Origin of the sequence: Rhodococcus sp. NPDC049939 (genome assembly GCF_040656415.1) — a bacterium.
Lineage (GTDB): Bacteria > Actinomycetota > Actinomycetes > Mycobacteriales > Mycobacteriaceae > Rhodococcus_F.
In genome coordinates, this window is the sequence record NZ_JBFAMC010000007.1 from 52,838 (window position 1) to 77,311 (window position 24,474).

Sequence of the window (24,474 nt, forward strand, 5' to 3'; positions counted from 1 at the left end):
GACGATGGACCGAGTCGGCGAGATCGATGCCGCGCTGAAGGCGCTGCGCGAACGACTCGATGCGGCGTGCCGGGCGGCCGATCGCGACCCCTCGGAGGTTTCACTCCTTCCGGTCACCAAATTCTTTCCGGAGTCCGACGTCCGCATTCTCTATGACCTCGGGTGCCGGGACTTCGGGGAGTCGCGGGAGCAGGAGGCCACTTCCAAGATCAGGGCATTTCGTGCCGAGGTGGCCGATCAGTCGGTGCGGTGGCACATGATCGGCCATCTCCAGCGAAACAAGTCCCGGGCGGTGGCGCGGTGGGTCTACGCTATTCACTCTCTGGACCGTGAACGGCTCGTCGCCGCGTTGGGACGGGCTGCGACAACCGCTCTCGCGGCGGGGGAGCGGACCGAACCTATACGGGTACTGCTCCAAGTGAGTCTCGACGGTGACCCACAACGGGGTGGAGCCGCGATCGCCGATCTCGAATACCTCGCCGAGCAAGTGCAGTCGTCACCCGGTTTGGATTACCGCGGGCTGATGGCGGTTCCGCCCATCGATGCCGATCCGGATGCGGCATTCGGGCAACTGCAGGAGATCCACGCGCGATTACTACTCGAGCACCCGCAGGCGACGGAACTGTCGGCTGGGATGACGAATGATCTCGAGCATGCTGTTCGACACGGGTCCACCTGCGTGCGTGTCGGAACTGCTCTGTTGGGTTCGAGGCCTATAACCTCGAAATAGATCGCCCTGGTGATCGACAGTCGGTCCGCACCGCCGCTACTGGGTGCAGTAGGATTTTGTCCGCCACGCCAAGGAAGGTCGATCAATGAGCAGTCTGCACAAGTTCAAGGCTTACTTCGGCATGGTTCCCCTCGAGGACTATGAGGACGACTATCTGGACGAGCCCGAACCAGCTCGGCGGATTGCTCGGCCCGTCCGCGACGGTGGACGGGACCCGTATCCCGACCGCGACGACCGTGACTTCGCGGAACCGGCCTTCGGCAAGGCTGCCTACGCTCCCGGTCGCCGTGATGACCGAGACGAAGAGTTCGATCGCTACGAGGATTCGCGGCACTCTTCGCGTGTAGAACCTGCGGGCATCCGATCGCCACGTCCGGGTACGAGCGGCGTCGTCCGTGGCAGCATCCGTGGCGCGCTTGCCGTTGACAGCCGCTCGGAGCGCGTGGAGAGCCACCGCGGCTCCGTTTTCGACGAGGGCGGTCCCCTGTCCAAGATCACGACGCTCCGCCCTGCCGACTACGGCGAGGCTCGCACCATCGGAGAGCGGTTCAGAGAAGGCACGCCCGTCATAATCGACCTGGTCGAAATGGACAACGCCGACGCCAAGCGACTCGTCGATTTCGCGGCGGGACTCGCATTCGCGTTGCGTGGATCCATCGACAAGGTGGCGACGAAGGTGTTCTTGCTTTCGCCCGCTGATATCGATGTGTCCGCCGACGAGCGTCGGCGGATCGCGGAGACAGGGTTCTACAGTCAGAAGTAGACCTCGGGCGGGGCTGGTTCAGCGATCCGCGGGATCGAATATCCGCAGCGGAGCGGAGGCGGTGACAGTGGCGGCAGCGCCCCGGCCGCACTGGTGGTTTGAATGAAGCGGATTGTGTCAGGCAGAGTGAAGGTGTGGCCTTGTTCTCGGTGATCTATTTGGTGCTGTTTGTCTTTTGGCTGCTGCTCATCAGCAGAATAATTATCGAGTTCATCCGAACTTTCGCACGGGACTGGCGGCCGACCGGCATCGTGGTCGTCCTTCTCGAAGTGGTATTCACGGTCACGGATCCACCCGTCAAACTGCTTCGGCGATTGATCCCCCCGATCAATCTCGGTGGGGTGCGGTTGGATCTTTCCATCATGGTCTTGCTGTTCATCGTCTTCATCCTGATGTCGATCGTTCAGGGACAAGCGCGTGCCACTGGTTTGGTGTGACAGAATGGTCAGCGTTGATCGAGTCTTGTTTCATTGTTCCGTAGACTGCTTGTAACTGATTGCTTGCTCGACCGCCAAAGACGCGCGAAGGGATCCTTCCATGCCGCTGACTCCAGCTGATGTTCATAATGTCGCGTTCAGCAAGCCGCCGATCGGCAAGCGGGGCTACAACGAGGATGAGGTCGATGCGTTCCTCGATCTCGTCGAGCAAGAGTTGTCGAACCTGATCGAGGAGAACGCAGACCTTCGTCAGCGAGTGGCCGAGTTGGACCAGGAGCTTGCCGACGAGAAGAAGAGCCCTCGACTCACCCCGACTGCTGAGAGTCCCGCCGGCAAGGCGGAGCAGGCTCACGACGTCGAACCACCGAAGGCTCCCGCGATGGCACCTGCCGCCGCGGCGGCAGCCTCTGCTCAGGGCGCTGATGCCCACATGCAGGCCGCAAAGGTCCTGGGCCTTGCCCAGGAGATGGCAGACCGCCTTACGACAGATGCGAAGACCGAATCCGAGCAATTGCTCAGCAATGCACGCACCAACGCTGAGCAGCTCGTAAGCGATGCCCGCACTCGTTCCGAGACAATGATCTCGGATGCTCGTCAGAAGTCGGAAGCGCTGATAACGGACGCGCAGACTCGTTCCGAGACTCAGTTGCGTCAAGCCAAAGAGAAGGCCGACGCGCTTCAGGCCGATGCCGAGAAGAAGCACACTGAAATCATGGCGACGATCAACCAGCAGCGTTCCGTGCTGGAGGGTCGCATAGAACAGCTCAAGACCTTCGAGCGCGAGTACCGCGTGCGCCTGAAGTCGTATCTGGAATCGCAGCTCGAGGAACTGGAGCAGCGGGGATCAGCCGTTCCGGTCGACGGAGGTCAGGATTCGTTCGCGCAAGGCGGATCGCAATCCAACTACAGCCAGTCCTACGCCAAGGGCAGCAGCTGACTGAGCGGGCGGGGAATGCCCAGCCGGCCGGGCCCGGATAGAGGTGAGCCATGCTGGTCATGACACTCGCCCTCGCGGCGGTGGGGTTCGCGCTCCTGGTGGTGGCCCTGACCACTGGTTCGGTCATCTGGGCCTGGGGATGCATCGTAGTGTGCGTCGCCGGAGCGGTCCTGCTGCTCGTGAGTGCCCTCTCGGACAAGAAGACGGTCGGCCTTCGTAACGACGCCGACCGTGTCGGACCCGGCTGCGCCGACTAGACTTCATTCAGTAACGAATTCCAGACAGCAAGACCAAGGCGAAGATCCGGCCATCACCGGGGAGCCTTCGGAAGAACGGCCGGATTCCGGCTCAGTAGAACCGAACGGGTGGGCCCGTCACAGCCCGGCACCGAGAGGCACCCTCCGGGGTTGCAAGCGGGGTGGTACCGCGGTGGTGACGCAGGAGGCGTCTCCATCGTCCCCGTGCCGAGTACGTCAGGCACGAGGAGATCGCCGGTGACCGAGACCAGCAACCTGAACAGCAACGATGAGTCCTACCCCAAGGTCGACTACGGCATCGCGCAGGATGCCGGCGTCAATTTCCCGCGCGTCGAGCAACGCGTGCTCGCAGGTTGGGAGCAAGACGACACCTTCCGCGCTTCGATCGCCCAACGTGACGGTGCTTCCGAGTTCGTGTTCTACGACGGCCCGCCGTTCGCCAACGGTCTCCCGCACTACGGCCACCTTCTGACGGGATACGTAAAGGACGTCATTCCACGGTTCCAGACCATGCGGGGCAAGAAGGTGGAGCGCCGATTCGGTTGGGACTGTCACGGACTACCCGCGGAACTCGAGGCCGAGAAGCAACTCGGCATCAAAGACAAGTCCGAGATCGAAGTCATGGGTCTCGAGAGTTTCAACGAGTACTGCAAGTCGTCGGTCTTGCGCTATACGGACGAATGGCGCAACTACGTCACGCGTCAGGCGCGGTGGGTGGACTTCGACAACGACTACAAGACCCTTGATCTCGACTTCATGGAGTCGGTGATGTGGGCATTCAAGGAACTCTTCGACAAGGGTTTGATCTATCAGGGATTCCGCGTTCTGCCGTACAGCTGGTACGAGCAGACGCCGCTGTCGAATCAGGAGACGCGGCTCGACGACGCCTACAAGATGCGTCAGGATCCAGCAGTCACGGTCGACATGCCGTTGCGTGGCGGCGGACCGCTCGACGGCGCGAATGCGCTCATCTGGACGACCACTCCGTGGACGCTGCCATCGAACCTCGCGGTCGGCGTTCACCCCGACATCGTCTACGTCCAGGTTGAAGTGGAGGACAAGCGCTACGTATTGGCCCAGGATCGCTTGGCGCACTACGCCCGTGAATTGGGTCAATCACCGACCGTGGTGTCCGTTCATTCCGGCTCGGATCTCGTCGGGCTCAGCTACGACCCGCCATTCGACTTCTTTTCCGGGCACGAAAACGCACACCGCATTCTCGCCGCCGACTACGTCACAACGGAGTCCGGCACCGGCATCGTGCACCTCGCCCCGGCTTTTGGTGAGGAGGACATGGAGTGCGCGACAGCCAACGGGATCGAGATCGTTCAGCCGCTCGACCCGGCAGGCAGGTTCACGGCAATGGTGCCCCCCTATGAGGGTCTCCAGGTGTTCGACGCGAATCCGGCTATCATCAAGGATCTCAAAGCTGCCGGAAAGCTGCTGCGGCATGAAACCATCGAGCACTCCTATCCGCACAGTTGGCGCAGCGGGAAACCACTCATCTACATGGCGGTTCCGTCATGGTTCCTCGCGGTAACGAAGTTCCGAGACCGCATGGTGGAGCTGAACCAGGACATCACCTGGGTGCCCGAACACATCCGCGACGGACAGTTCGGCAAGTGGCTCGAAGGTGCGCGAGACTGGAACATCAGCCGAAATAGATACTGGGGCAGTCCAATCCCGGTGTGGGTGTCCGACGACCCGGCATATCCGCGCATGGATGTGTACGGATCGCTCGACGAACTCGAGCGCGACTTCGGTGTGCGTCCGACGGATCTGCATCGACCGATGATCGACGATCTGGTGCGTCCCAATCCGGATGATCCGACCGGCAGGTCGATGATGCGACGCGTCCCCGAGGTGCTCGACTGCTGGTTCGAGTCGGGCTCGATGCCGTACGCACAGGTGCACTACCCCTTTGAGAACAAAGAGTGGTTCGACGGAGGGTCGCTCGAGGGTCCGACTGACGGTCAGGGTCACTTCCCTGGCGACTTCATCGTCGAGTACAGCGGCCAGACTCGTGGATGGTTCTACACCCTGCACGTACTGTCCACTGCGCTGTTCGATCGGCCCGCCTTCAAGACCGTTGCGGCACATGGCATCGTTCTCGGTGAAGACGGTCTCAAGATGAGCAAGTCCAAGGGGAATTATCCTGACGTCAACGAGGTATTCGAACGCGACGGTTCGGATGCGATGCGATGGTTCCTCATGTCTTCGCCGATCCTGCGCGGCGGAAATCTCGTTGTCACGGAGCAGGGAATTCGTGAGGGTGTCCGGCATGCGCTGCTGCCGCTGTGGAATGCGTGGAGTTTTCTGCAGCTGTACGCACCCAAACCTGGTAGCTGGCGCGCTGATTCGCCGAACCTCCTCGATCGCTACATTCTCGCGAAGCTCGCAGGCACTCGGGATGTGATAACCGAGGGGCTCGAGACGAACGACATCGCCGGTGCCTGTGACGAACTGCGCACGTTCTGTGACGCGCTGACGAACTGGTATGTGCGCCGGTCGCGTTCACGCTTCTGGAACGAAGATCGGGACGCCGTCGATACCTTGCACACCGTGCTCGAAGTCGTCACTCGGCTCGCCGCGCCGCTGTTACCTCTGATCAGTGAGGTGATCTGGCGTGGGCTGACGGGTGGTCGTTCGGTGCATCTCGCGGACTGGCCTGCCGAGGGAGACCTGCCCCGCGATCCTGCCCTGGTGTCGGAGATGGACGAGGTCCGGTCGGTGTGCTCGACCGTCCTCGGACTCCGCAAGGCCCAAAACCTCCGGGTGCGGTTGCCTCTGCCCGAGGTGACGGTGGCATCCCACGATGCCACCCGCCTGCATCCGTACCTGGGTCTCATCGCGGACGAGGTGAACGTCAAGAAAGTGAATCTCACTACGGACGTTGACGCGCACGGCCGGTTCGAACTCGTAGTCAATGCCCGGGCCGCGGGGCCGCGCCTCGGCAAGGACGTCCAGGCGGTCATCAAGGCGGTCAAAGCCGGCGATTGGTCGGAGAATTCGGACGGAGTCGTGGTAGCGGCAGGGATCGAGTTGCTGCCTGAGGAGTACACGCGCAGGCTGGTCGCCGCCGAACCGGAATCGACGGCGGCACTGCCTGGTGGTGAAGGTCTGGTAGTGCTGAACTCGGCGATCACCGAGGATCTGGAAGCTGAGGGTTGGGCGAAGGACCGCATCCGTGAGCTTCAGGACGCACGTCGCGCTGCCGGACTCGATGTGTCCGACCGGATCACCGTCGTCCTCGAGGTGCCGACGGAGCGACGGGACTGGGCGGAGGCTCACCGAGAATTGATCGCGGGCGAGATCCTTGCCGTCGACTTGAAACTTGCCGAACTGGCCGACGATGCCATCGAACTCGGTGAGGGAGTGCGGGCGCTGATCGTAAAGGCGTGAGCTGTCGGACCGGGCGGGTACTTTGCACCAGGTGAGTCGTCGGTGGGTGCTGCACGTCGACATGGATGCCTTCTTCGCGTCGGTCGAGCAGCTCACGCGGCCTACGCTTCGTGGTCGCCCGGTTCTCGTCGGCGGTCTCGGTGGACGCGGGGTGGTTGCCGGCGCCAGCTACGAAGCGCGCGTATTCGGTGCGCGCTCTGCCATGCCGATGCACCAGGCGCGGCGTCTCGTGGGTGCCCGAGCCATCGTGCTGCCGCCCCGCGGCCGGCTGTACGGCGTGTTGAGCAGGTCCGTGTTCGACGTGCTCCGAGGATCGATGCCGGTGCTCGAGCAATTGTCGATGGATGAGGCCTTCGGAGAACCCGCCGAACTCGCCGGTGCGGATGCCTCCACGGTCCATCGCTATTGCGAGGGCCTGCGGGCTCTCGTCACCGAGCAGACGGGCCTGGTCGCCTCTATCGGTGCCGGGCCGGGAAAACAGGTGTCCAAGATCGCCTCGGGTCTGGCCAAACCGAATGGGGTCGTGGTGATTCCACCGGAACAGCAGCGTGCGCTGTTGGATGAACTGCCGGTGCGCAAGCTGTGGGGCATAGGTCCGGTCGCAGAGGAAAAACTGAAACGGCTGGGCATCGAGACGATCGGGGGCCTGGCCCGCACCTCGGAATCCGAGGTGGCGTCCATCCTGGGCGCCACCGTCGGACCGGGTCTGCACCGACTGGCTCAGGGGATCGACAACCGTCCCGTGGCAGAGCGCGCGGAGTCCAAACAAGTCAGCGCCGAGACCACATTCGCCACCGACATCGTCACACTGGCAGAACTGCGTGGTGCAGTCGAATCGAGCGCAATGTCGGCGTTCGAGCGGTTACGCAGGGACGGCAGGGCAGCTCGCACTGTGGTGCTGAAACTGAGGAAGGCGGACATGAGTATCGTGACGAGATCGGTGACACTTCCATACGCCACGCTCGACCGTCAGATCCTGGTGGCCGCGGCACAGCGTCAGGTGATCGACCCGATCGAACTCGGACCGGTGCGATTGGTCGGTGTCGGGTTCGCCGGTCTGTCCGCCGTGCGCCAAGGCTCACTGTTCCCGGAGTTGGAACTGGACGTCCCCGGCTACGAGGAGTCCCGAGTTCAGGGTTGGGACAGTAGCGATCACGTGGCTCCCACCCTGCCGGCGCAGGCAAGCGAAATCGGCAGTCGGTGGTATCCAGGTCTCGATGTGACACACCCCGACTTCGGCCACGGCTGGGTGCAGGGTGCCGGGCACGGAGTCGTGACGGTTCGATTCGAAACGCGAACAACCGGACCGGGGATTGCGCGCACGTTCAAGGATGACGAAGCCAGTCTGAAACGTGCAGACATGGAAGGGTCGCTCCAGTAGAGACCACCGGCCCCGGTGGTTCAGCCTTCGGGGGCGGGAACCAGCTTGTCCACCGCGGTGTGGGCCATGCCGTCGAAGACGTCCGCGTCTATCGGTTCCTGTCCTGTTGCAACGAGTTGGGTGACGGTGTTCCCGACGATGGCCACCATGGCGTCGGAGACCAGATCGAGGCCGGCGCTCGATGTGATGAGCCGGAACGCGACCGACGCATCTCCTTCCGTTTTCTGGGCCAGTCCGCCGATTCGGTTGTGCACCTCGATGCCGTCTGCATCCGTCCCCGAGTATTCGCCGCAGTCGTGGAGGATGGCCTGTATCTTCGCGAACGCGTCGGCAGCGTCGGCGCCAGTTTCATAGCTAGCGGCATCCTGGTCGATGCTCACGAAACCCGGACCCGTGAACGCATTCGATGCAGAGGCCACCGCCCCGGTTCGCTGGTCGGCGACCGGGGACAGGATCGCGGCGCATTCAGCCGGGTCCGTGTTCGTCGCCGGTGCGAGTGGTGCGCCGAGGTCCGTCCTCTCGGGGGTTCGCTGCAGCCCGAGATCCTCGAGGTTGGGGACAGGCGAGAATCCGACGGGCAGGTCACCGATGTCGAGCAGGGCAGCACGCAGTTTCGCCCGATCAGCGAAAGGCGCCGCCGATGGGTCCGGCGACACGGTGACCACAGGCCCGAGTGGCGCGAGTGACGTCAACTCGTCGGTGTTTTCGCCCGCGATGGACGAGCACGCCGACAGTGAGAGTGCTGCGAACAGGGAGCAGGTTGCAGCGGCGGGTGTACGAAACATCAGGAAGTCCACTCGACCTGGTTCGAGGTGGTCTGACGCAGGCGCGTAGGACCATCCGGATCGCTGTATTGCTGATCACCATTCACAGTGACGATGCCGGAGACGGGCAGTGGAAGGTCTAGATCGACAGTGACCGTTCCCGAACCCCGCATCACGTACCGGTCGACGTTGAGCGTGCCTGCCCCGTTGGGCAGGTTCCAGATTGGTGAATCCGGCTTCTGGTCGATCGTGTAATCGACGGTCACCAGGTTGCCGTCCCGAGCCGTAAGAGTTGCGACGGTTGTCTGGTCGAGCGCGATTCCGCCGATCACCCGCTGATGGATCGTCCACTGGGCGCCCACCCCGATCGCTTCCGTGGGAAACGAGATCGTTCGGTAGGCAGCCTGGTAAAAGGCCTGCTCGACCGCGGATCGGGCAATGTCCTGGGCGGCCGCGTTCGGCCGCAGCTGTAGTTCGGTGATTGCGCCAGTGGGCCCGATCGTGAACCCGGCCCCGGCCCCTTTACTGGCTTCGAGGGCAAGTCCGAGGCGCTCGTTCGGACTGGTGACGTCGCCGAAGGTGAGATCGACGGTGGTCTCGCCATCGGTATCCTCCGGGCGCTGATTGACGACCGCGTCGAGTGGCAGGGTGATGGGCGGAGACGAGAAGTCCTGAGTTGGCTGATCGTCGATCTGCTGGAACACCTGTGCCTCGGTGGTCAGCGTCACTTGCTGTGAGACCCCGTCCGGCAGTCGAGGACGAATTACCTCATGCGGTTCTTCGCCGTGCGAGGTCACTTCGACGGTGGAGGCCGAGATCGGAACCGTCACTTCTACGGGGGCGAACGAAGACGCCGCGGGACTCGAATCCGGGGAGCCCACGTCAGCTCCACATCCCGCGGTGAATACAAGCAGAGAAATGGTTGCCCCGACTAGTCGGAATCCGGGTAGGGGGGCTTTGGAGAACAGTGGCACGCACCCAGGCTAGTGCTGTTCGGGAGCGCGTGAGCGTCAGCTGTGGCACGTAGGGGATGATGAAAGTGTGAGTTCAGACCCCACGGCCGAAAATGAGACCGACATCGAGGATCGAACGGAGACCCCGAGGCATCAACGGAGGCTGCTTCTGTTCGTGATCGCGGGTGTCGTACTCGCCCTGGATCTGCTGACCAAGATCCTCGCCGTCGCCTATATCGAGCCAGGCCGCCCGATCTGGCTGGTCGGGGACATCGTGTCGCTGCGGCTGGTCCGCAATCCCGGTGCGGCGTTCTCCATGGCTACGAGCATGACCTGGCTGCTCACTCTAGTTGCGGTGGGTGTGGTCATCGGTGTGATCAGGATCGGGCGCACGCTCCGGTCACCCTTGTGGGCACTCGGTCTGGGACTCGTACTCGGCGGTGCCCTAGGTAACCTCGTCGACCGCTTCTTCCGCGCACCGGGAGTAATGCAGGGGCATGTCGTCGATTTCGTCTCGGTCGGCTGGTGGCCCGTATTCAACGTGGCCGACTCGGGAATCGTGTGCGGCGCCGTCCTACTCGTCGTGCTCACACTGATTGGCGTGGAACCCGGCGGAGAGCGTAAGGGGGCGAAGAAGTGAGGGAAACACGGTCCATGCCGGTCCCCGCCGGGCTCGAAGCGATGAGGGTCGACGCAGGCCTCGCTCGCTTGCTGGGCTTGTCGCGCAATGTGGTGGCCCATCTCACCGAGGAGGGTTCGGTACTCGTAGACGGTGTAGCCGTCGGTAAATCGGACCGTCTGTCAGCCGGAACATGGCTCGAGGTGGAATTGCCGGAACCGCCGCGACCGCTGACCATCGAGGCGGAACCCGTTGAGGGCATGGAGATCCTGTACGCGGACGACGACGTGGTCGCCGTAGACAAACCGGTGGGTGTGGCCGCGCACGCCAGCGTGGGTTGGACCGGGCCGACAGTCATCGGCGGTCTTGCTGCGGCCGGTTTCCGGATCTCCACCTCCGGTGCCCATGAGCGCCAAGGCATCGTGCACCGACTGGATGTCGGCACGTCCGGCGTCATGGTGGTTGCGACCTCGGAACGCGCTTACACACTCCTCAAGCGAGCGTTCAAGCAGCGGACCATCGACAAGCGATACCACGCCCTGGTCCAGGGCCACCCTGATCCGAGCAGTGGAACCATCGACGCGCCGATCGGCAGGCATCGCAGCAATGACTGGAAGTTCGCGGTCACAGCCGACGGAAAGCCGAGCGTCACCCACTACGACACCATCGAGGCGTTCCAAGCGGCGAGCCTGCTGGATATCCACCTCGAGACTGGACGCACCCACCAGATCCGGGTGCATTTCGCTGCACTGCGGCATCCCTGCTGTGGTGACCTGACGTACGGAGCCGACCCCCGCCTGGCTGAACGTCTCGGACTGGAGCGCCAGTGGCTGCATGCCCGGTCCCTGGGCTTCGCGCATCCCGCGGATGGCCGATGGGTCGAGATCACTTCCAAGTACCCGAAGGACCTCGAGGACGCCCTCGAGGTTCTCCGGTCGAGTTGAGGTGATGCTCCGGCGTCAGGGGGGGTACGTGGTTCCCGTTGTCGCGGCAGCGGCCCTCGTCGTAATCGTCGTACTACTCGGAGTCGCCAATCCGGTTCCAAAGGTGCCCGTGTCGACGGACGCCCTGGGCCCGCAAAACGGGGAACGAGTATCCGACTACCTGGCCCGATCGTCTCGATCGCTCGAGCAGCCGCCGTCGAGTGAGCGCTGGGCGCTGGTCTCGTTCGAGACTGCGGTGACCACCGAGGTCGTACGGGAACTCGCCTCAGGCGTGCGCGTGTCACAAGTTCTGTTCCGTGTGCCCCTCGACCGCGTGCAGACGCCTCTCGTCGCGGTATCGGTCGCGGCCGGTGACGCTGCCCTCGCCCGAGCGAGTGTCCTGGCCGCCGGACGCGTCCAGATGGTGGCGGGCGAGACCGAGCGGCAGGCGAACATTGCGGCGGTGTCTGCGCAAGAACTGGCCCGCAATTGTGCTTGTGTCATCGGTGTCGTCGTGCGCGCCGATGGAGCCCGGTTGGCGGGGCTGCAGGCCGAGTCGGAAGTCCGGGTTGTCGAGGCGCTCGCCGCCGACGCGGTCTTCGGGCGGTTTGCCGTACGGCCGCTTCTTCCGGAACAGGTCGAGATCGCGCTGCCCGGACCCGACGACGGCTTCGTTCCCGGTGGTGGGAGGTGACGGAGAGGAGGACCGAAGCGGTCGGCACCGCCTATGGGGTCGGCGCTTACGCGTTGTGGGGCATGTTCCCGGCGTTCTTCGGTCTCCTGGGCCCGGCTGGATCGGGAGCGATCCTGGCTCACCGAATCGTGTGGACTCTGGCCATCATGTTCGTGGTGCTCGCGGTGTCGGGTCGCATCGCCTCGATGCGCGGACTCGGAGTGCGGACGTGGCTGCTGGTCGCGGCGGCTTCAGCGGCTATCACGGTGAATTGGGGGACCTACGTCTACGCGGTGAATTCCGACCGTGTCGTCGAGGCGGCGCTCGGTTACTTCATCAATCCTCTGGTGAGCGTCTTGCTCGGTGTGGTGATCTTCCGGGAACGACTGTATCCAGCTCACGTCGTGGCCCTCGCGCTTGCTGCCACGGCCGTGCTCGTGATCACCGTGGACTACGGCAGTCCGCCCTATATCGCCCTCGTTCTGGCCGGCTCGTTCGCGCTGTACGGACTGTGTAAGAAGGTGATGCCGCTCGACCCGCGGACGAGCTTGACCGCCGAGGGAGTCGTGGCCGCGCCGATCGCGGTCGGCTACCTGGTTTTCCTGACCTTCACCGGCGCCAGTACGTTCTTCGGAAACGGCCCGGGACACAGCCTGCTGCTGATGGCCGCGGGACCTGTAACGGCCCTGCCGCTCCTGCTGTTCGGTGCCGCGGCACAACGCGTGCCTTTGCGCACGATCGGCATGCTTCAGTACCTGACACCCGCGTTGCAGATGGTGTGGGGCGTCGCTGTTCTGCACGAGGACATGCCACTATCCCGGTGGATCGGGTTCGCTCTGATTTGGTTGGCCCTCGTGATCTTCACTACCGACGCGTTGGTACGGGCCAGGCGCGTCAAGCGCACTGTGGGTTCGGCGCCGGTGCGCGCCGGTTAGCTCGCGTCACGACTTCTCCGACACCGGCCGTCGGGCGCTGGGGTTGTCGGTGGAACGGCATACACTCGGGAAGCTCCCCAGACAGTGAGAGAGGCGCACGTGGCTGACTCGTTCGTACATTTGCACAACCACACCGAGTACTCGATGCTCGACGGTGCGGCCAAGGTCGGCGCCATGTTCGAAGAGGCGGAGCGATTGGGTATGTCGGCGGTGGGTATGACCGACCACGGCAACATGTACGGCGCCAGCGAGTTCTACAACGTTGCTAAGAAGCAGGGAATCAAGCCGATCATCGGCATCGAGGCGTATGTCGCTCCAGAGTCCCGCTTCAACACCAAACGAGTGCTCTGGGGTGATCGCAGTCAGAAGTCCGACGACGTCTCCGGTAGTGGTGCGTACACCCACATGACGATGGTCGCCGAGAACGCCACAGGGCTACGGAATCTGTTCAAGCTGTCCTCGCTCGCGTCCATCGAGGGACAACTCGGCAAGTGGGCTCGTATGGACGAGGAACTCATCGCCGCCCATCATGAGGGCATCATCGCGACCACTGGATGCCCGTCCGGCGAGATCCAGACGCGCCTGCGTCTCGGGCACGACCGTGAGGCGCTGGAGGCTGCAGCCAAGTGGCAGGAGATCTGGGGGAAGGACAACTTCTTCCTCGAGCTCATGGACCACGGTCTGTCGATCGAACGCCGGGTCCGCGAGGGTCTACTCGAGATCGGCAAGAAGCTCGAAATCCCCCCGCTTGCGACCAACGACTGCCACTACGTCACCAAGGACGCCGCGGAGAACCACGAGGCGCTGCTCTGCATTCAGACGGGCAAGACGCTGTCCGACCCGACCCGCTTCAAGTTCGACGGCGACGGCTACTTCCTCAAGTCCGCCGCCGAGATGCGTGAGCTCTGGGACGACCAGGTGCCCGGCGCCTGCGACAACACCCTGCTGATCGCCGAGCGTGTCCAGTCGTACGACGAAGTATGGGAACACCGCGACCGGATGCCGATCTTCCCTGTTCCCGAGGGCGAGACTCAGGGAACCTGGCTCCGCCAGGAGGTGCTACGCGGCCTCGACCGCCGTTTCCCGGATGGACCGAAACAGGAATACTTGGATCGCGCGGACTACGAGATCAACGTCATCCTCGAGATGGGTTTTCCCGCGTACTTCCTCGTCGTCGGCGATCTCATCAACCACGCCCGCGAGGTCGGTATCAGGGTCGGACCCGGTCGCGGCTCGGCCGCCGGATCACTTGTCGCCTATGCGATGGGTATCACAAATATCGACCCGATCCCACACGGTCTGCTGTTCGAGCGGTTCCTGAACCCCGAGCGCGTATCCATGCCCGATATCGATATCGACTTCGATGATCGTCGTCGTGGCGAGATGGTGCGCTACGCGACCGAGAAGTGGGGGAGTGACCGCGTCGCCCAGGTCATCACGTTCGGCACCATCAAGACCAAGGCCGCTATCAAGGATTCCGCCCGAGTGCAGTTCGGTCAGCCGGGATTCGCGATCGCGGATCAGATCACGAAGGCGCTGCCCCCGCCGATCATGGCCAAGGACATCTCGGTGTCCGGAATCACCGACCCGAACCATGAGCGCTACAAGGAGGCAGCGGAGGTTCGCGCCCTCATCGACTCCAATCCCGATGTGGCGAAGATCTACCAGACGGCGAAGGGGCTCGAAGGACTGATCCGGAACGCCGGCGTCCACGCCTGTGCCGTGATCATGTCGTCCGAGCCGCTGATGGACGCCATACCTGTATGGAAGCGTGCCCAGGACGGTGCCATCATCACCGGCTGGGACTATCCGTCGTGTGAGGCAATAGGCCTGCTCAAGATGGACTTCCTCGGTCTGCGGAATCTTACGGTCATCGGCGACGCCATCGACAACATCAAGGCCAACCGGGGCATCGACCTGGATCTGGACACCCTCCCGATCGACGATCCGGCCACCTATGAACTGCTTTCGCGCGGCGACACGCTCGGCGTGTTCCAACTCGACGGCAGCGCAATGCGCGACCTGCTACGCCGTATGCAGCCCACCGGCTTCGAGGACATCGTGGCGGTGCTCGCGCTGTACCGGCCCGGTCCGATGGGGATGAACGCGCACAACGACTACGCCGACCGTAAGAACGGGCGGCAAGAGGTCAAACCCATTCACCCGGAGCTCGAGGAACCCCTGAAGGAGATCCTGGCCGACACGTACGGCCTGATCGTCTACCAGGAGCAGATCATGCAGATCGCTCAGAAGGTGGCGGGCTACTCGCTCGGACAGGCCGACATTCTCCGCCGGGCCATGGGCAAGAAGAAGCTGTCGGTGCTGGAGGAGGCCTACGCGGGTTTCCGCGAGGGCATGCTGGCCAACGACTTCTCCGAGCCGGCGATCAAGGCGCTGTGGGACACGATTCTTCCGTTCGCCGGATACGCGTTCAACAAGTCGCACGCAGCAGGATACGGGCTGGTGTCGTTCTGGACCGGGTATCTGAAGGCCAACTATCCCGCCGAGTACATGGCAGGGCTGCTCACGTCGGTCGGTGACGACAAGGACAAGGCCGCGGTCTATCTGGCCGACTGCCGCAAGATGGGGATCACTGTGCTCCCGCCCGACGTCAACGAGTCGGAGGTCGACTTCGCTTCTGTCGGCGATGACATCCGCTTCGGTTTGGGTGCTGTTCGTAACGTCGGCGCCAACGTCGTGGGCTCGATCATCAAGGCGCGCAAGGAGAAGTCCAAGTTCGTCGACTTCTTCGACTATCTCGACAAGATCGACACCGCGGCGTGCTCCAAGAAGGTTACCGAATCCCTTGTCAAGGCAGGCGGTTTCGACTCGCTCGGTCACCCGCGGAAGGGTCTTCTCCTGATCCACGCCGATGCCATCGACGCTGTAATGGGTACCAAGAAGGCAGAGTCGGTCGGTCAGTTCGACCTCTTCGGTGGTGCAGATGCCGACGAGTCGATCGCGTCGGTGTTCAAGATGAAAGTTCCCGAGGAGGAATGGGACTCGAAGCACCGGTTGGCGTTGGAGCGGGAGATGCTCGGACTCTACGTCTCCGGGCATCCACTCAACGGTGTCGAACATGTGCTGTCGGCGCAGTCCGATACCGCAATAGCAACGATTCTCGAGGGCGACATCAAAGACGGAACCCAGGTGACTGTTGGTGGCATCCTCGCCGCGGTGAACCGGCGGATCAACAAGAACGGTCTCACCTGGGCGTCTGCGCAACTCGAGGATCTGGCCGGTGGTATCGAGGTGTTGTTCTTCCCACAGGCCTACTCGGTATACGGGATGGATGTCACGGAGGACTCCGTCGTTCTGGTCAAGGCACGCGTTTCGATTCGTGACGACAGGATTTCGTTGATTGCCAACGATCTTGTCGTGCCGGACCTTTCGGCGGTGGGTGTCGCGAAGCCGCTGGCTGTGAGCTTGCCGCTGCGTCAGTGCACGAGGGAAAGACTGACGGCGTTACGGCAGGTGCTCACACGGCACCCGGGAACCTCCGACGTACACGTTCGGTTGCTCGGTGGAACCGAGGTCACACTATGGAAGGTCGACGACGTGTTGCGCGTGGAACCATCGTCGGCGTTGATGGGCGACCTCAAGGCACTACTGGGGCCGAGCTGCCTGTCCGTGTGACGATTCGGCCGTAGCGTGGCGTGAATAATAGCGTCGCGCCCACCAGACCACGACAGCGATCGCGGCGGCGGTGAGTACCGCCGTTTGCAATGTCTGAGTGACCACCAGCACGATCGCGAAGGTCATCAGAGCAACGCCGAGGGCCTCGAGTTTGTAGAGGGGCCAGTCCGTGCCCGCTATGTCGACCGTCCGGATGGTGTCGTTGCTGTGCACATTGCGGCGCATCCTGGCGAAATCTGTCGTCATTACAGGTCACCCTCATTGCTCGGTGGTTGGGAGGCGTGCATGACCCCGCGTCTGATGAGGGTACTCGAAAACCCAAGTTCGATGCAACGAACAATTGGATGAAGGCTTGGATGCGTACGCGATTGGCGAATCCGCTTCGGGTTCGCACACAACCGGGTTGACTGGAGGTATGCCACTCACAGGTGACTACGAGCCCGGTTCGTTGAAATGGTCCGCAGACCAGGCCGACTTGATCGAGTCCACTGAAGGGGCACAGGGGACGACGATCGAGGGTATGCCCGTGGTCTTGTTGACCACTCGCGGCGTGAAGACTGGGAAGCTTCGCAAGATCCCGCTGATGCGTGTCGAATACGAAGGAACGTACGCGGTAGTGGCCTCGCTCGGCGGCGCCCCCAAGAATCCCGACTGGTACCACAATGTCAAGGCCGAGCCTCTCGTCGAGTTGCGCGACGGGTCGTTGACGCAGGACATGGTGGCCCGCGAGGTAAGTGGTGACGAAAAGTCCAAGTGGTGGGATCGTGCCGTGGCCGTGTACCCGGACTACGCCGAGTATCAGAAGAAGACCGACCGGCGTATCCCCGTGTTCGTTCTCGAACCGGCGTGATGTCGAGTCCGAGGTCGATCCCCTCGCCGACATCCGGAGAACCCGATGTCGGCGAGGCGTACCGCGCGCCTGTGGATGCGGAAAATGAACTTCCAGAATGGTCCGAGGCAGTCGCCATTCGGTTCGTGCCTCTGAGCCCGGCTGGTACGTGATGGCCGGAGAGTGCGAATATGTTCAGGTGCCCACATCGTCCGATGCAGCAGCCCAGAATGTAATACCGCCCCTTACCGTGGGCGAGATCAACGCCGCCATCGAGCGAATTTCCCACGTGATCGCTGCGACCCCGCTGCAGCGAAGCGATCGGCTTTCGGCCCTGACCGGAGCGAATGTCTACCTGAAGCGGGAGGACCTGCAGGTGGTCCGCTCATACAAATTGCGCGGCGCCTACAACCTCATGGCCCAACTCGACGACGAGGAGCGCACCGCCGGAGTCGTGGCCGCCAGCGCGGGCAACCATGCGCAGGGCGTCGCGTTCGCTTGTCGATCGATGGAGATCAGCGGGCGAATCTATGTTCCGTCGAACACCCCCAAGCAGAAGCGTGATCGTATCCGCGCTCACGGTGGCGAGTTCGTCGAACTGATCCTGACAGGGGAGACGTACGACGCGGCGGCAGAGGCCGCGGAGGCCGACATTCGGCGCACGGGTGCGACGATGGTTCCGCCGTTCGACGACGCCCGTACGGCTGCCGGGCAAGGCACCATCGCGGCCGAGATCCTTGGGCAGCTAGGCGCGTCGCCCGATGCAGTACTGGTTCCGGTCGGTGGCGGCGGATGCATCGCCGGTATCGCAACATACCTGCGCGCCAACGCCTCCGGGACGGCCATCGTGGGCGTTGAACCGACGGGCGCGGCGTCGATGACGGCGGCGCTGGTGGCAGGCACACCTGTGACGCTGACAGAGATCGACCCCTTCGTCGATGGGGCGTCCGTGAAACGAGTCGGCGACCTTCCCTTCGCTGTCGTCTCCGCCTTGAACGCCGAGGTCATCTCGCATACTTCTGCCCGACAACCCGGTCGGCCTTCCACGATCCGACTCGACGCCGAGTCCTTCGTGGTTACCAACGTCGACGAGGGTGCGGTCTGCACCGCAATGCTCGAGCTGTACCAGAACGAGGGCATCATCGCGGAGCCGGCGGGTGCTTTGTCGGTGGCGGCGCTGGGCAACATCTCATTCGAACCCGGTTCGACAGTGGTGTGCTTGATCTCCGGCGGTAACAACGACATCTCGAGGTACGGCGAGATTCTAGAACGCTCCCTCGTAAATCTAGGCCTCAAGCACTACTTTCTCGTGGACTTTCCGCAGGAGCCGGGCTCACTGCGCCGATTTCTCGACGAGGTGCTCGGGCCCGAGGACGACATCACCTTGTTCGAGTACGTGAAGCGAAACAATCGGGAGACCGGCGCGGCGCTGGTCGGCATCGAACTCGGCAAGGCCGAGGGGCTGGGTGAGTTGCTCGACCGGATGGAGCAGTCTCGGATTCAGGTGGAGCGTCTCGAACCGGGAAGTCCCGCGTACCGCTACCTGACCTGAGCCGCTCTCATTGGAGCAGGCGCTCGACGACCTTGGCGTACAGCTCAGGCTCGGGCATGGGGAGCCCGAGTAGGGCGGCGAGGTAGATGCCGTCGCCGACCAGGCGCACGATCTCGGCCTGTACGGGATCAGCGATTTCGTTCTGGAGGCCTTCGTCCCACCCGCGCATGACCTCGGTGACGGCCTTCTGAATTTCGTCGTGCTGACCGTCTACGCTGCGAAGCGCTGCGATCGTGGAACGGTACAGGGCGAGTTCCTCGGCAGTATTGGCGTCGGGAACCTGCAGGTACCACTCCGATAGCGAGGTGCCGCCGGAGATGGCGTCGGCGAAATGCGCATCCGCTCGCTCGCCGAGTCGTCGCACCATCGCTGCGAGGAGTGCTTCCTTACTGGGGAAGTGATAGAGCAGGCCACCCTTGGATACCCCTGCTTCCGCGGCGACCGCTTCGAGGGTCACCTGGGCGATTCCTACTTCGAGTAGCAGCTTCTCGAGAGCGTCGAGTATGCGATCGCGAGTACCGGCCGTCATGAGGAGCGACTGTACCGGAAATAACTTTACCGGCTGGACGGTTCACGGTAATGTACAGAAACTATACCGGCTGGACGGTGTACCGTATGTCTCAGCTCTCGAATCGGAAAGTCGCAGGAAGTCAATTGTCTGTGTCCACGGATCGCGGGATCAACGAAGCCTCTGGTGAGCCGGGTCGAGCCTCCGCATCGCGCCGAGACTGGCTCGGGCTCATCGTCTTGGCGTTTGCGGTTCTCCTGATCGCGGTAGACGCCACCGTGCTCGATCTCGCGCTGCCGTTCATCAGCGCAGACCTCGAACCCAGTAGCACGCAGTTGTTGTGGATCATCGACGTCTACTCGTTCGTGCTGGCCGGTCTGCTCATCACGATGGGCACGCTCGGCGACCGAGTGGGGCGTCGCCGTCTCCTACTCTTCGGCGCCGCCGGGTTCGGGATTGCTTCGCTGATCGCAGCATGGGCCGTGTCGCCTGAGATGCTGATCGCAGCCCGTGTGCTGCAGGGAATCTCGGGGGCGACGCTGATGCCCGCCACCCTCGGCCTGATCCGGGCGATCTTCGTCAACCCTCGCCAGCGCACCCTCGCGATCGGAGTCTGGAGCGCGATGGCTGGTGGTGGCGCCGCGGCTGGCCCGCTCATTGGTGGTTGGCTGCTCGAACACTTCTGGTGGGGTTCGGTGTTCCTGGTCAATATTCCGGTAATGCTCATGCTTATCGGCATCGGACCTGTGCTGATCCCGGAGTCGAAGGATCCGAACCCGGGACGGTTCGACCTGACCAGTGCGGCGCTGTCGATGTCTACGATGCTGCCACTCGTCTACGCCGTCAAAGAGTCTGTGGTGCACGGGATCTCCCCAGTGCTCATTGCCGTTGGTCTTGCCGGTGTCGCGTCTGGCGTTGGGTTCGTGCGCAGGCAGAGGGTTATGAAGGATCCGATGATCGACCTCGGTTTGTTCGCCAAGCCGGCGTTCTCGACGGCCGTCCTCACCAACCTGCTTTCCGTCTTTGCGCTGGCAGGTGTTCTGTTCTTCGGATCCCAGTACCTGCAACTGGTCTTGGGCAAGACGGCGCTCGAAGCGGGGGTGTTGATGCTGCCCGGAATGCTGATGAGCGCGGTCACGGCCTTGGCGGCGGCCTGGATGGTCCGCTACTGGGCGACCTCGCACGTCCTCGGCGGCGGGCTGGTCGTCGGCGGTGTGGGTGCGGCCATGTTGTTCGCCCTGCGTGTCGACAGTGGGCCGAATATGTTCGTGATCGGCTTCGGACTCGTCGGTGCGGGTGTCGGTATCGCTTTGACTCTGGCGTCCGATCTCGTCGTCAGTGCGGTCGAACCCGAACGTGCGGGCGCCGCCTCGGCGGTGTCCGAAACCGCGTACGAACTCGGTATCGCGCTCGGTGTTGCGGTGCTGGGCAGCGTGGTCATGGCGATCTTCCGGAACGGCCTCGACACCTCCCTGCTGGCCCCTGATCGGGTCGCGCCGGCCCAGGGGACCCTCGGCGCCGCAATCGCCGAGGCGCAGCACCTTCCGGAGACCGCGAGCACGGTGTTCCTGGAATCTGCACAGACCGCGTTCGTCGCGGGCATGCACGTGGCCGCCGTCGCCACCGCGGCAATCCTGTTCGTCACCGCGATCCTCGTTCTGCGTCTGCTGCGCAGCCGTCAGGACGAGCGTGCTGCCGTCGCACCGTCGAGTACAACGAACGAGTGAGCCGGCAGCACCGTCACGGATGCTGTTTCGTCCTGGATCGGCGCTTCCCACCAGAGCAAGGGGGAGCCGCCGACGGGGACGGTCACGGACTCGGCGCTGAGATTGCACGCGAGACGAAGTTGGCCGCGGTACACGACGATCCAGCAGAGGGTCTCGTCATAGTCGACCGACAGATTCTCGAGCCAAGGATCCGTGAGTTCCCAGCGTTCGCGTCGCAGGCGGACGAGAGAGCGGTAGCACTCGAGTAGACGGGCGTGCGGTTCGCGCCCGCGCTCGTCCCAGTCGAGCTTCGATCTCGTGAACGTTTCCGGGTCCTGCGGATCGGGCACATCATCCGTGGTCCAGCCGTGATCGGCGAACTCGGCCTTGCGTCCCTCCGCCGTCGCTCGCGCGAGCGACGGCTCTGGATGCGAGGTGAAGAACTGGAACGGCGTGCTCGCCCCCCATTCCTCGCCCATGAACAGCATCGGCGTGAACGGTGAGCACAGCACGAGCGCGGCCTTCACCGCGAGTTGCCCGGCGGTGAGGTAGGTACCGGGCCGGTCACCCACCGCGCGGTTCCCGATCTGGTCGTGTGTGCACGTATAGACGACGAGCGAACTCGCGGGGGTACGACGGGTGTCGAGGGGTCTGCCGTGCATGCGACCGCGGAACGAGGAGTACGTGCCCGCATGAAACCAGCCCTGGCGCAGGGTATCGGCCAGGCATGTCATCGAACCGAAATCTCCGTAGTAGCCTTGTGTCTCACCCGACACGGCCGAATGGATGGCGTGGTGCACGTCGTCGTCCCACTGGGCGTCGAGGCCGTAACCGCTCGCGGACCGTGACGTGATCAGTCGTGGGTCGTTGAGGTCGCTCTCGGCGATCAGTGTCAGGGGTCGCCTCAGGTGAGCAGACATTCGGCGGGTCTCGATGGCCAGATCCTCGAGGAGGTGAGTGGCAGTGTGGTCGACGAGTGCGTGGACGGCATCGAGTCGCAGGGCGTCGATGTGGAACTCGCGGAACCAGCGCAGCGCGTTGTCGATGATGTAGCGCCGCACTTCGCCGGATTGTGGACCGTCGAGATTGATGCCCTGGCCCCATGTGTTGACGGTCTGCGTCTGATATGGGCCGAACCGGTCGAGGTAGTTTCCCGACGGCCCGAGGTGGTTGTAGACGGTGTCGAGGACCACGCCGAGTCCGCGGGCGTGACACGCGTCGACGAAGGCTTGCAGCCCGTCCGGACCGCCGTATACCTCGTGGACCGTGTACCAGAGGACGCCGTCGTAGCCCCAGTTGTGGGTGCCGTTGAAGCCGTTGACAGGCATCAGTTCCACGAAATCGACGCCTAGGTCGACGAGGTGGTCGAGCTTGCCGACGGCAGCCGCGAACGTGCCCTCGGTGGTGAAGGTTCCGACGTGCAGTTCGTAGACCACCGACCCGGCGAGCTGCCTCCCTGTCCAATTCCCGTCGGTCCACACAGTCTCGTCGAGCACATGCAACTGGGACGGCGCGTGGACCCCTTCGGGCTGCCGCGGTGAGCGCGGGTCCGGGAGCATGGTTTCGCTGTCGTCCAACAGGAAGCCGTACCGCGCGTCCGGGGCTGCATCGATGTCCGCACTCCACCATCCGTCCGGCAATGGAGTCATATTGTGGCGTCGTCCGTCGACGACGACACGAACGGTATCCGGGGCGGGGGCCCAAACCTCGAAGGTGCGCACTCGATCAGGATGCCTGCTTTGGGCGTCGCCTGCAGCGGAGCAGGCTTCCGGAGCTCTTCGATTGGTTCGGGCGTCGGACCCTTTCGCGAGCCGCCTCGAAGTAGCAAGCTGGAAGGAGGAAGTCGGAGCATCGCGAGGAGCAATCATGCACGTAGCAGTGGGAGACAGGTTGCACGTTCAGGGCCGAGTTGTAGGGGCTCACGCGCAGACCGCCGAGGTGGTGGAAGTGCACGGAGAGAACGGGGAACCGCCGTACCTCGTCCGGTACGAAGACGGTCACGAGGCGCTCGTCTTTCCAGGTTCCGACGCGTGGGTTGAGCACCCCAAGTCGTAGGGCCGGAACGCGCTGGGTTGCAGGGGAAGGCTCTGCGAGGGGCCTATCGTTCCCGCTTCGAGCAAGATCGGTACTCGGCGATAGCCCAGGGCCGAATGCATCGAGAGCGGTGTGCCTAGAACGGCCAGCCCACCTGGGCGCCTCGGTTCGAGCTGAATGCGTGCTCGACGGCCCAGAGTGCTTCGGGTGTGTCAGTCCAGAGCCGATGGGCCGCAGCGAATGTGCGTGCCTGGTGCGCTCCGAGATACAGACTGCCCAGTGCATCCAGGTCGACGACAACCCGGGGGTCGTCATCCGTGGGCGTGCACGTAGCGTGGCCGTCCCGGACCGACAGCCGAAAGCGCCCGCCGGCATCGAGGAATCCGTCGTCGACCTGTAGAACCAGGTCGAGGTCGGATCGATAGGTGCGCGCCTCGAGTGCGGCCCGCACATCCATGATCCGCACCCACAATCCGTCGCGCCGCGACCGTGTGCGGACCACACGGCTGTCGGTGAGTAGTTGAGGTAGCGGATCGTCGGGTGCAAGGGTCGTCTCGATGCCGTGCATCAGGTCGAGGCCGAACAGTGCGCGCCAGAGTGCGGCGTGGGCACGGTCGGTGACCGTACGCATTTCCTGGATCCGGGCGATCATCCCGTCCTCCCCGTCGACCCGGCGATACAGCGCGTAGCCATCGTCGTGGAGCATGGCGAACAGGGTGGTACCGCCGCCGCGGTCGCTCTCTCGATCGGCGAACAGCCGATCCCACAGGACTTCGGGCCGAACCTGTGCGCCGGGCGTGATCCGTTGCCAGCGGTCGTAGACGGCTGTGATTGTGGTGCGGACATCGGCCGGGCGTACGACGCGTACGCCGCCCGGGTCGGGGGTCTTCGGATGGAATGCGGCGAGACGGCGGTCGATGGTCACCGCCGACTCGATGGTGGCGGGGCCGTATCCGAATCGGCCGTAGATCCCACCCTCGCTGGCGATGAGCACGGACAGCACCGCGCCGGACGCCTGAATCCGCCGATGTTGCTCGGCGTACAGGGCGCGGAGGATCCCCCGGCGTCGGTGCGAGGGTGCGACGGAGACACCGGTGACCCCTGCCGCGCCTACCGCGACCCCGCCGGGGACCGTAACGGTCATCGGAAGATCCATGGTCACGCCGACTACCGCCTCGCCGTCGACCGCGATGATCGAGCGGTCGATGCCGACGAGTTCGCGCCGCACATCGATGGCTTCCGGGGTGTACGGGGTACCGAAACCGACTTCGTGCAGTAGCAAAAGATTGCGCCAGTCCCGCTCATCGGCGGCCCGGACAGTGATCCTTGTGCTGGTCTTCATGCCTCAAGAGCCTGGCACACCCGATTGTTCGTCTCATTCGATTTCCTTCGCCCCGCCGTATTCACGGGTGCGCAATTGCGAACATCTCGGCAT

22 protein-coding genes are annotated in these 24,474 nt (G+C 63.5%); 16 read left to right on the forward strand and 6 right to left on the reverse strand.

Annotation, left to right across the window (positions count from 1 at the left end; all coding sequences use genetic code 11):
- The first annotated feature begins 4 nt into the window (after positions 1–4).
- From AB0I57_RS19260 to AB0I57_RS19290, 7 genes are all read left to right on the forward strand, one after another.
- Complete coding sequence (locus tag AB0I57_RS19260; RefSeq protein ID WP_358338890.1) at positions 5–730, forward strand: YggS family pyridoxal phosphate-dependent enzyme; 726 nt, start codon at positions 5–7, stop codon at positions 728–730.
- An 85-nt stretch (positions 731–815) separates the two neighbouring features.
- Positions 816–1,493: a cell division protein SepF gene (locus tag AB0I57_RS19265; RefSeq protein WP_358338893.1), complete on the forward strand. Its 678-nt coding sequence runs from the start codon at positions 816–818 to the stop codon at positions 1,491–1,493.
- 134 nt (positions 1,494–1,627) lie between these two features.
- Complete coding sequence (locus AB0I57_RS19270; protein ID WP_358338896.1) at positions 1,628–1,930, forward strand: YggT family protein; 303 nt, start codon at positions 1,628–1,630, stop codon at positions 1,928–1,930.
- A 100-nt stretch (positions 1,931–2,030) separates the two neighbouring features.
- Positions 2,031–2,867 carry a DivIVA domain-containing protein gene (locus AB0I57_RS19275; RefSeq protein WP_358338899.1) on the forward strand — a complete coding sequence of 279 codons (837 nt, stop codon included), beginning with the start codon at positions 2,031–2,033 and terminating at the stop codon, positions 2,865–2,867.
- A gap of 50 nt (positions 2,868–2,917) precedes the next feature.
- Positions 2,918–3,124, forward strand: coding sequence for a hypothetical protein (locus AB0I57_RS19280; RefSeq protein WP_358338902.1), 207 nt, complete (start codon positions 2,918–2,920; stop codon positions 3,122–3,124).
- 237 nt (positions 3,125–3,361) lie between these two features.
- The gene (gene ileS / locus AB0I57_RS19285) at positions 3,362–6,526 is read left to right on the forward strand and encodes an isoleucine--tRNA ligase (RefSeq protein WP_358338905.1); all 3,165 of its coding nucleotides are present in this window, start codon (positions 3,362–3,364) and stop codon (positions 6,524–6,526) included.
- Between the two features lie 46 nt (positions 6,527–6,572).
- Positions 6,573–7,907, forward strand: a complete 1,335-nt coding sequence (locus tag AB0I57_RS19290) for a DNA polymerase IV (protein ID WP_358339072.1) — start codon at positions 6,573–6,575, stop codon at positions 7,905–7,907.
- 20 nt (positions 7,908–7,927) lie between these two features.
- Here the strand turns inward: AB0I57_RS19290 and AB0I57_RS19295 are convergent, their stop codons facing one another.
- Both AB0I57_RS19295 and AB0I57_RS19300 read right to left on the reverse strand, forming a co-directional pair.
- The gene (locus tag AB0I57_RS19295) at positions 7,928–8,692 is read right to left on the reverse strand and encodes a sensor domain-containing protein (RefSeq protein WP_358338908.1); all 765 of its coding nucleotides are present in this window, start codon (positions 8,690–8,692) and stop codon (positions 7,928–7,930) included.
- Positions 8,692–9,645: a hypothetical protein gene (locus AB0I57_RS19300; RefSeq protein ID WP_358338911.1), complete on the reverse strand. Its 954-nt coding sequence runs from the start codon at positions 9,643–9,645 to the stop codon at positions 8,692–8,694. The genes AB0I57_RS19295 and AB0I57_RS19300 overlap by 1 nt, the downstream gene beginning before the upstream one ends.
- 67 nt (positions 9,646–9,712) lie before the next feature.
- On the opposite strand from AB0I57_RS19300, the gene lspA reads away from it, so the two are divergent.
- The 5 genes from lspA (at position 9,713) to dnaE (ending at position 16,410) form a co-directional block, all read left to right on the forward strand.
- The gene (lspA, locus tag AB0I57_RS19305) at positions 9,713–10,264 is read left to right on the forward strand and encodes a signal peptidase II (RefSeq protein WP_358338914.1); all 552 of its coding nucleotides are present in this window, start codon (positions 9,713–9,715) and stop codon (positions 10,262–10,264) included.
- Complete coding sequence (locus AB0I57_RS19310; RefSeq protein ID WP_358338916.1) at positions 10,261–11,187, forward strand: RluA family pseudouridine synthase; 927 nt, start codon at positions 10,261–10,263, stop codon at positions 11,185–11,187. Before lspA ends, AB0I57_RS19310 begins: the two co-directional genes overlap by 4 nt.
- Positions 11,188–11,191: 4 nt before the next feature.
- Positions 11,192–11,860, forward strand: a complete 669-nt coding sequence (locus tag AB0I57_RS19315; RefSeq protein ID WP_358338918.1) for a hypothetical protein — start codon at positions 11,192–11,194, stop codon at positions 11,858–11,860.
- Positions 11,857–12,774, forward strand: a complete 918-nt coding sequence (gene rarD, locus AB0I57_RS19320) for an EamA family transporter RarD (protein WP_358338921.1) — start codon at positions 11,857–11,859, stop codon at positions 12,772–12,774. The genes AB0I57_RS19315 and rarD overlap by 4 nt, the downstream gene beginning before the upstream one ends.
- A 99-nt stretch (positions 12,775–12,873) precedes the next feature.
- Positions 12,874–16,410 (forward strand): DNA polymerase III subunit alpha, encoded by a 3,537-nt coding sequence (gene dnaE, locus AB0I57_RS19325; protein WP_358338924.1) that lies wholly within the window; start codon positions 12,874–12,876, stop codon positions 16,408–16,410.
- On the opposite strand, the gene AB0I57_RS19330 is transcribed toward dnaE, so the two are convergent.
- Positions 16,381–16,656: a hypothetical protein gene (locus AB0I57_RS19330; RefSeq protein ID WP_358338926.1), complete on the reverse strand. Its 276-nt coding sequence runs from the start codon at positions 16,654–16,656 to the stop codon at positions 16,381–16,383. The genes dnaE and AB0I57_RS19330 overlap by 30 nt on opposite strands.
- A gap of 169 nt (positions 16,657–16,825) precedes the next feature.
- On the opposite strand from AB0I57_RS19330, the gene AB0I57_RS19335 reads away from it, so the two are divergent.
- The gene (locus AB0I57_RS19335; protein ID WP_358338928.1) at positions 16,826–17,260 is read left to right on the forward strand and encodes a nitroreductase family deazaflavin-dependent oxidoreductase; all 435 of its coding nucleotides are present in this window, start codon (positions 16,826–16,828) and stop codon (positions 17,258–17,260) included.
- Between the two features lie 178 nt (positions 17,261–17,438).
- Positions 17,439–18,791, forward strand: coding sequence for a threonine ammonia-lyase IlvA (ilvA, locus tag AB0I57_RS19340; protein ID WP_358338931.1), 1,353 nt, complete (start codon positions 17,439–17,441; stop codon positions 18,789–18,791).
- Positions 18,792–18,798: 7 nt separating this feature from the next.
- On the opposite strand, the gene AB0I57_RS19345 is transcribed toward ilvA, so the two are convergent.
- Entirely contained in the window at positions 18,799–19,320 is a 522-nt protein-coding gene (locus AB0I57_RS19345) for a TetR/AcrR family transcriptional regulator (protein WP_358338934.1), read from the reverse strand.
- A gap of 125 nt (positions 19,321–19,445) precedes the next feature.
- Here AB0I57_RS19345 and AB0I57_RS19350 point away from each other — a divergent pair, with 125 nt between their 5' ends.
- Entirely contained in the window at positions 19,446–21,026 is a 1,581-nt protein-coding gene (locus AB0I57_RS19350; protein WP_358338936.1) for an MFS transporter, read from the forward strand.
- On the opposite strand, the gene treZ is transcribed toward AB0I57_RS19350, so the two are convergent.
- Positions 20,978–22,726 (reverse strand): malto-oligosyltrehalose trehalohydrolase, encoded by a 1,749-nt coding sequence (treZ, locus tag AB0I57_RS19355; protein ID WP_358338939.1) that lies wholly within the window; start codon positions 22,724–22,726, stop codon positions 20,978–20,980. The two genes, AB0I57_RS19350 and treZ, sit on opposite strands and share 49 nt — an antisense overlap.
- A 145-nt stretch (positions 22,727–22,871) precedes the next feature.
- On the opposite strand from treZ, the gene AB0I57_RS19360 reads away from it, so the two are divergent.
- Positions 22,872–23,060: a DUF1918 domain-containing protein gene (locus AB0I57_RS19360; protein ID WP_358338941.1), complete on the forward strand. Its 189-nt coding sequence runs from the start codon at positions 22,872–22,874 to the stop codon at positions 23,058–23,060.
- A 115-nt stretch (positions 23,061–23,175) separates the two neighbouring features.
- Here the strand turns inward: AB0I57_RS19360 and AB0I57_RS19365 are convergent, their stop codons facing one another.
- Entirely contained in the window at positions 23,176–24,381 is a 1,206-nt protein-coding gene (locus tag AB0I57_RS19365; RefSeq protein WP_358338944.1) for an enhanced intracellular survival protein Eis, read from the reverse strand.
- Positions 24,382–24,474 lie beyond the last annotated feature (93 nt).

Excerpts from the sequence above, each read along its gene's own strand:
- AB0I57_RS19345 (WP_358338934.1), bottom strand. The coding sequence starts at position 19,320 with ATGACGGCCGGTACTCGCGATCGCATACTCGACGCTCTCGAGAAGCTG.
- AB0I57_RS19280 (WP_358338902.1), top strand. The coding sequence starts at position 2,918 with ATGCTGGTCATGACACTCGCCCTCGCGGCGGTGGGGTTCGCGCTCCTG.
- AB0I57_RS19260 (WP_358338890.1), top strand. The coding sequence starts at position 5 with ATGGACCGAGTCGGCGAGATCGATGCCGCGCTGAAGGCGCTGCGCGAA.
- AB0I57_RS19295 (WP_358338908.1), bottom strand. The coding sequence starts at position 8,692 with ATGTTTCGTACACCCGCCGCTGCAACCTGCTCCCTGTTCGCAGCACTC.
- AB0I57_RS19365 (WP_358338944.1), bottom strand. The coding sequence starts at position 24,381 with ATGAAGACCAGCACAAGGATCACTGTCCGGGCCGCCGATGAGCGGGAC.
- AB0I57_RS19265 (WP_358338893.1), top strand. The coding sequence starts at position 816 with ATGAGCAGTCTGCACAAGTTCAAGGCTTACTTCGGCATGGTTCCCCTC.
- AB0I57_RS19275 (WP_358338899.1), top strand. The coding sequence starts at position 2,031 with ATGCCGCTGACTCCAGCTGATGTTCATAATGTCGCGTTCAGCAAGCCG.
- AB0I57_RS19335 (WP_358338928.1), top strand. The coding sequence starts at position 16,826 with ATGCCACTCACAGGTGACTACGAGCCCGGTTCGTTGAAATGGTCCGCA.
- AB0I57_RS19360 (WP_358338941.1), top strand. The coding sequence starts at position 22,872 with ATGCACGTAGCAGTGGGAGACAGGTTGCACGTTCAGGGCCGAGTTGTA.
- AB0I57_RS19315 (WP_358338918.1), top strand. The coding sequence starts at position 11,192 with ATGCTCCGGCGTCAGGGGGGGTACGTGGTTCCCGTTGTCGCGGCAGCG.
- AB0I57_RS19330 (WP_358338926.1), bottom strand. The coding sequence starts at position 16,656 with ATGACGACAGATTTCGCCAGGATGCGCCGCAATGTGCACAGCAACGAC.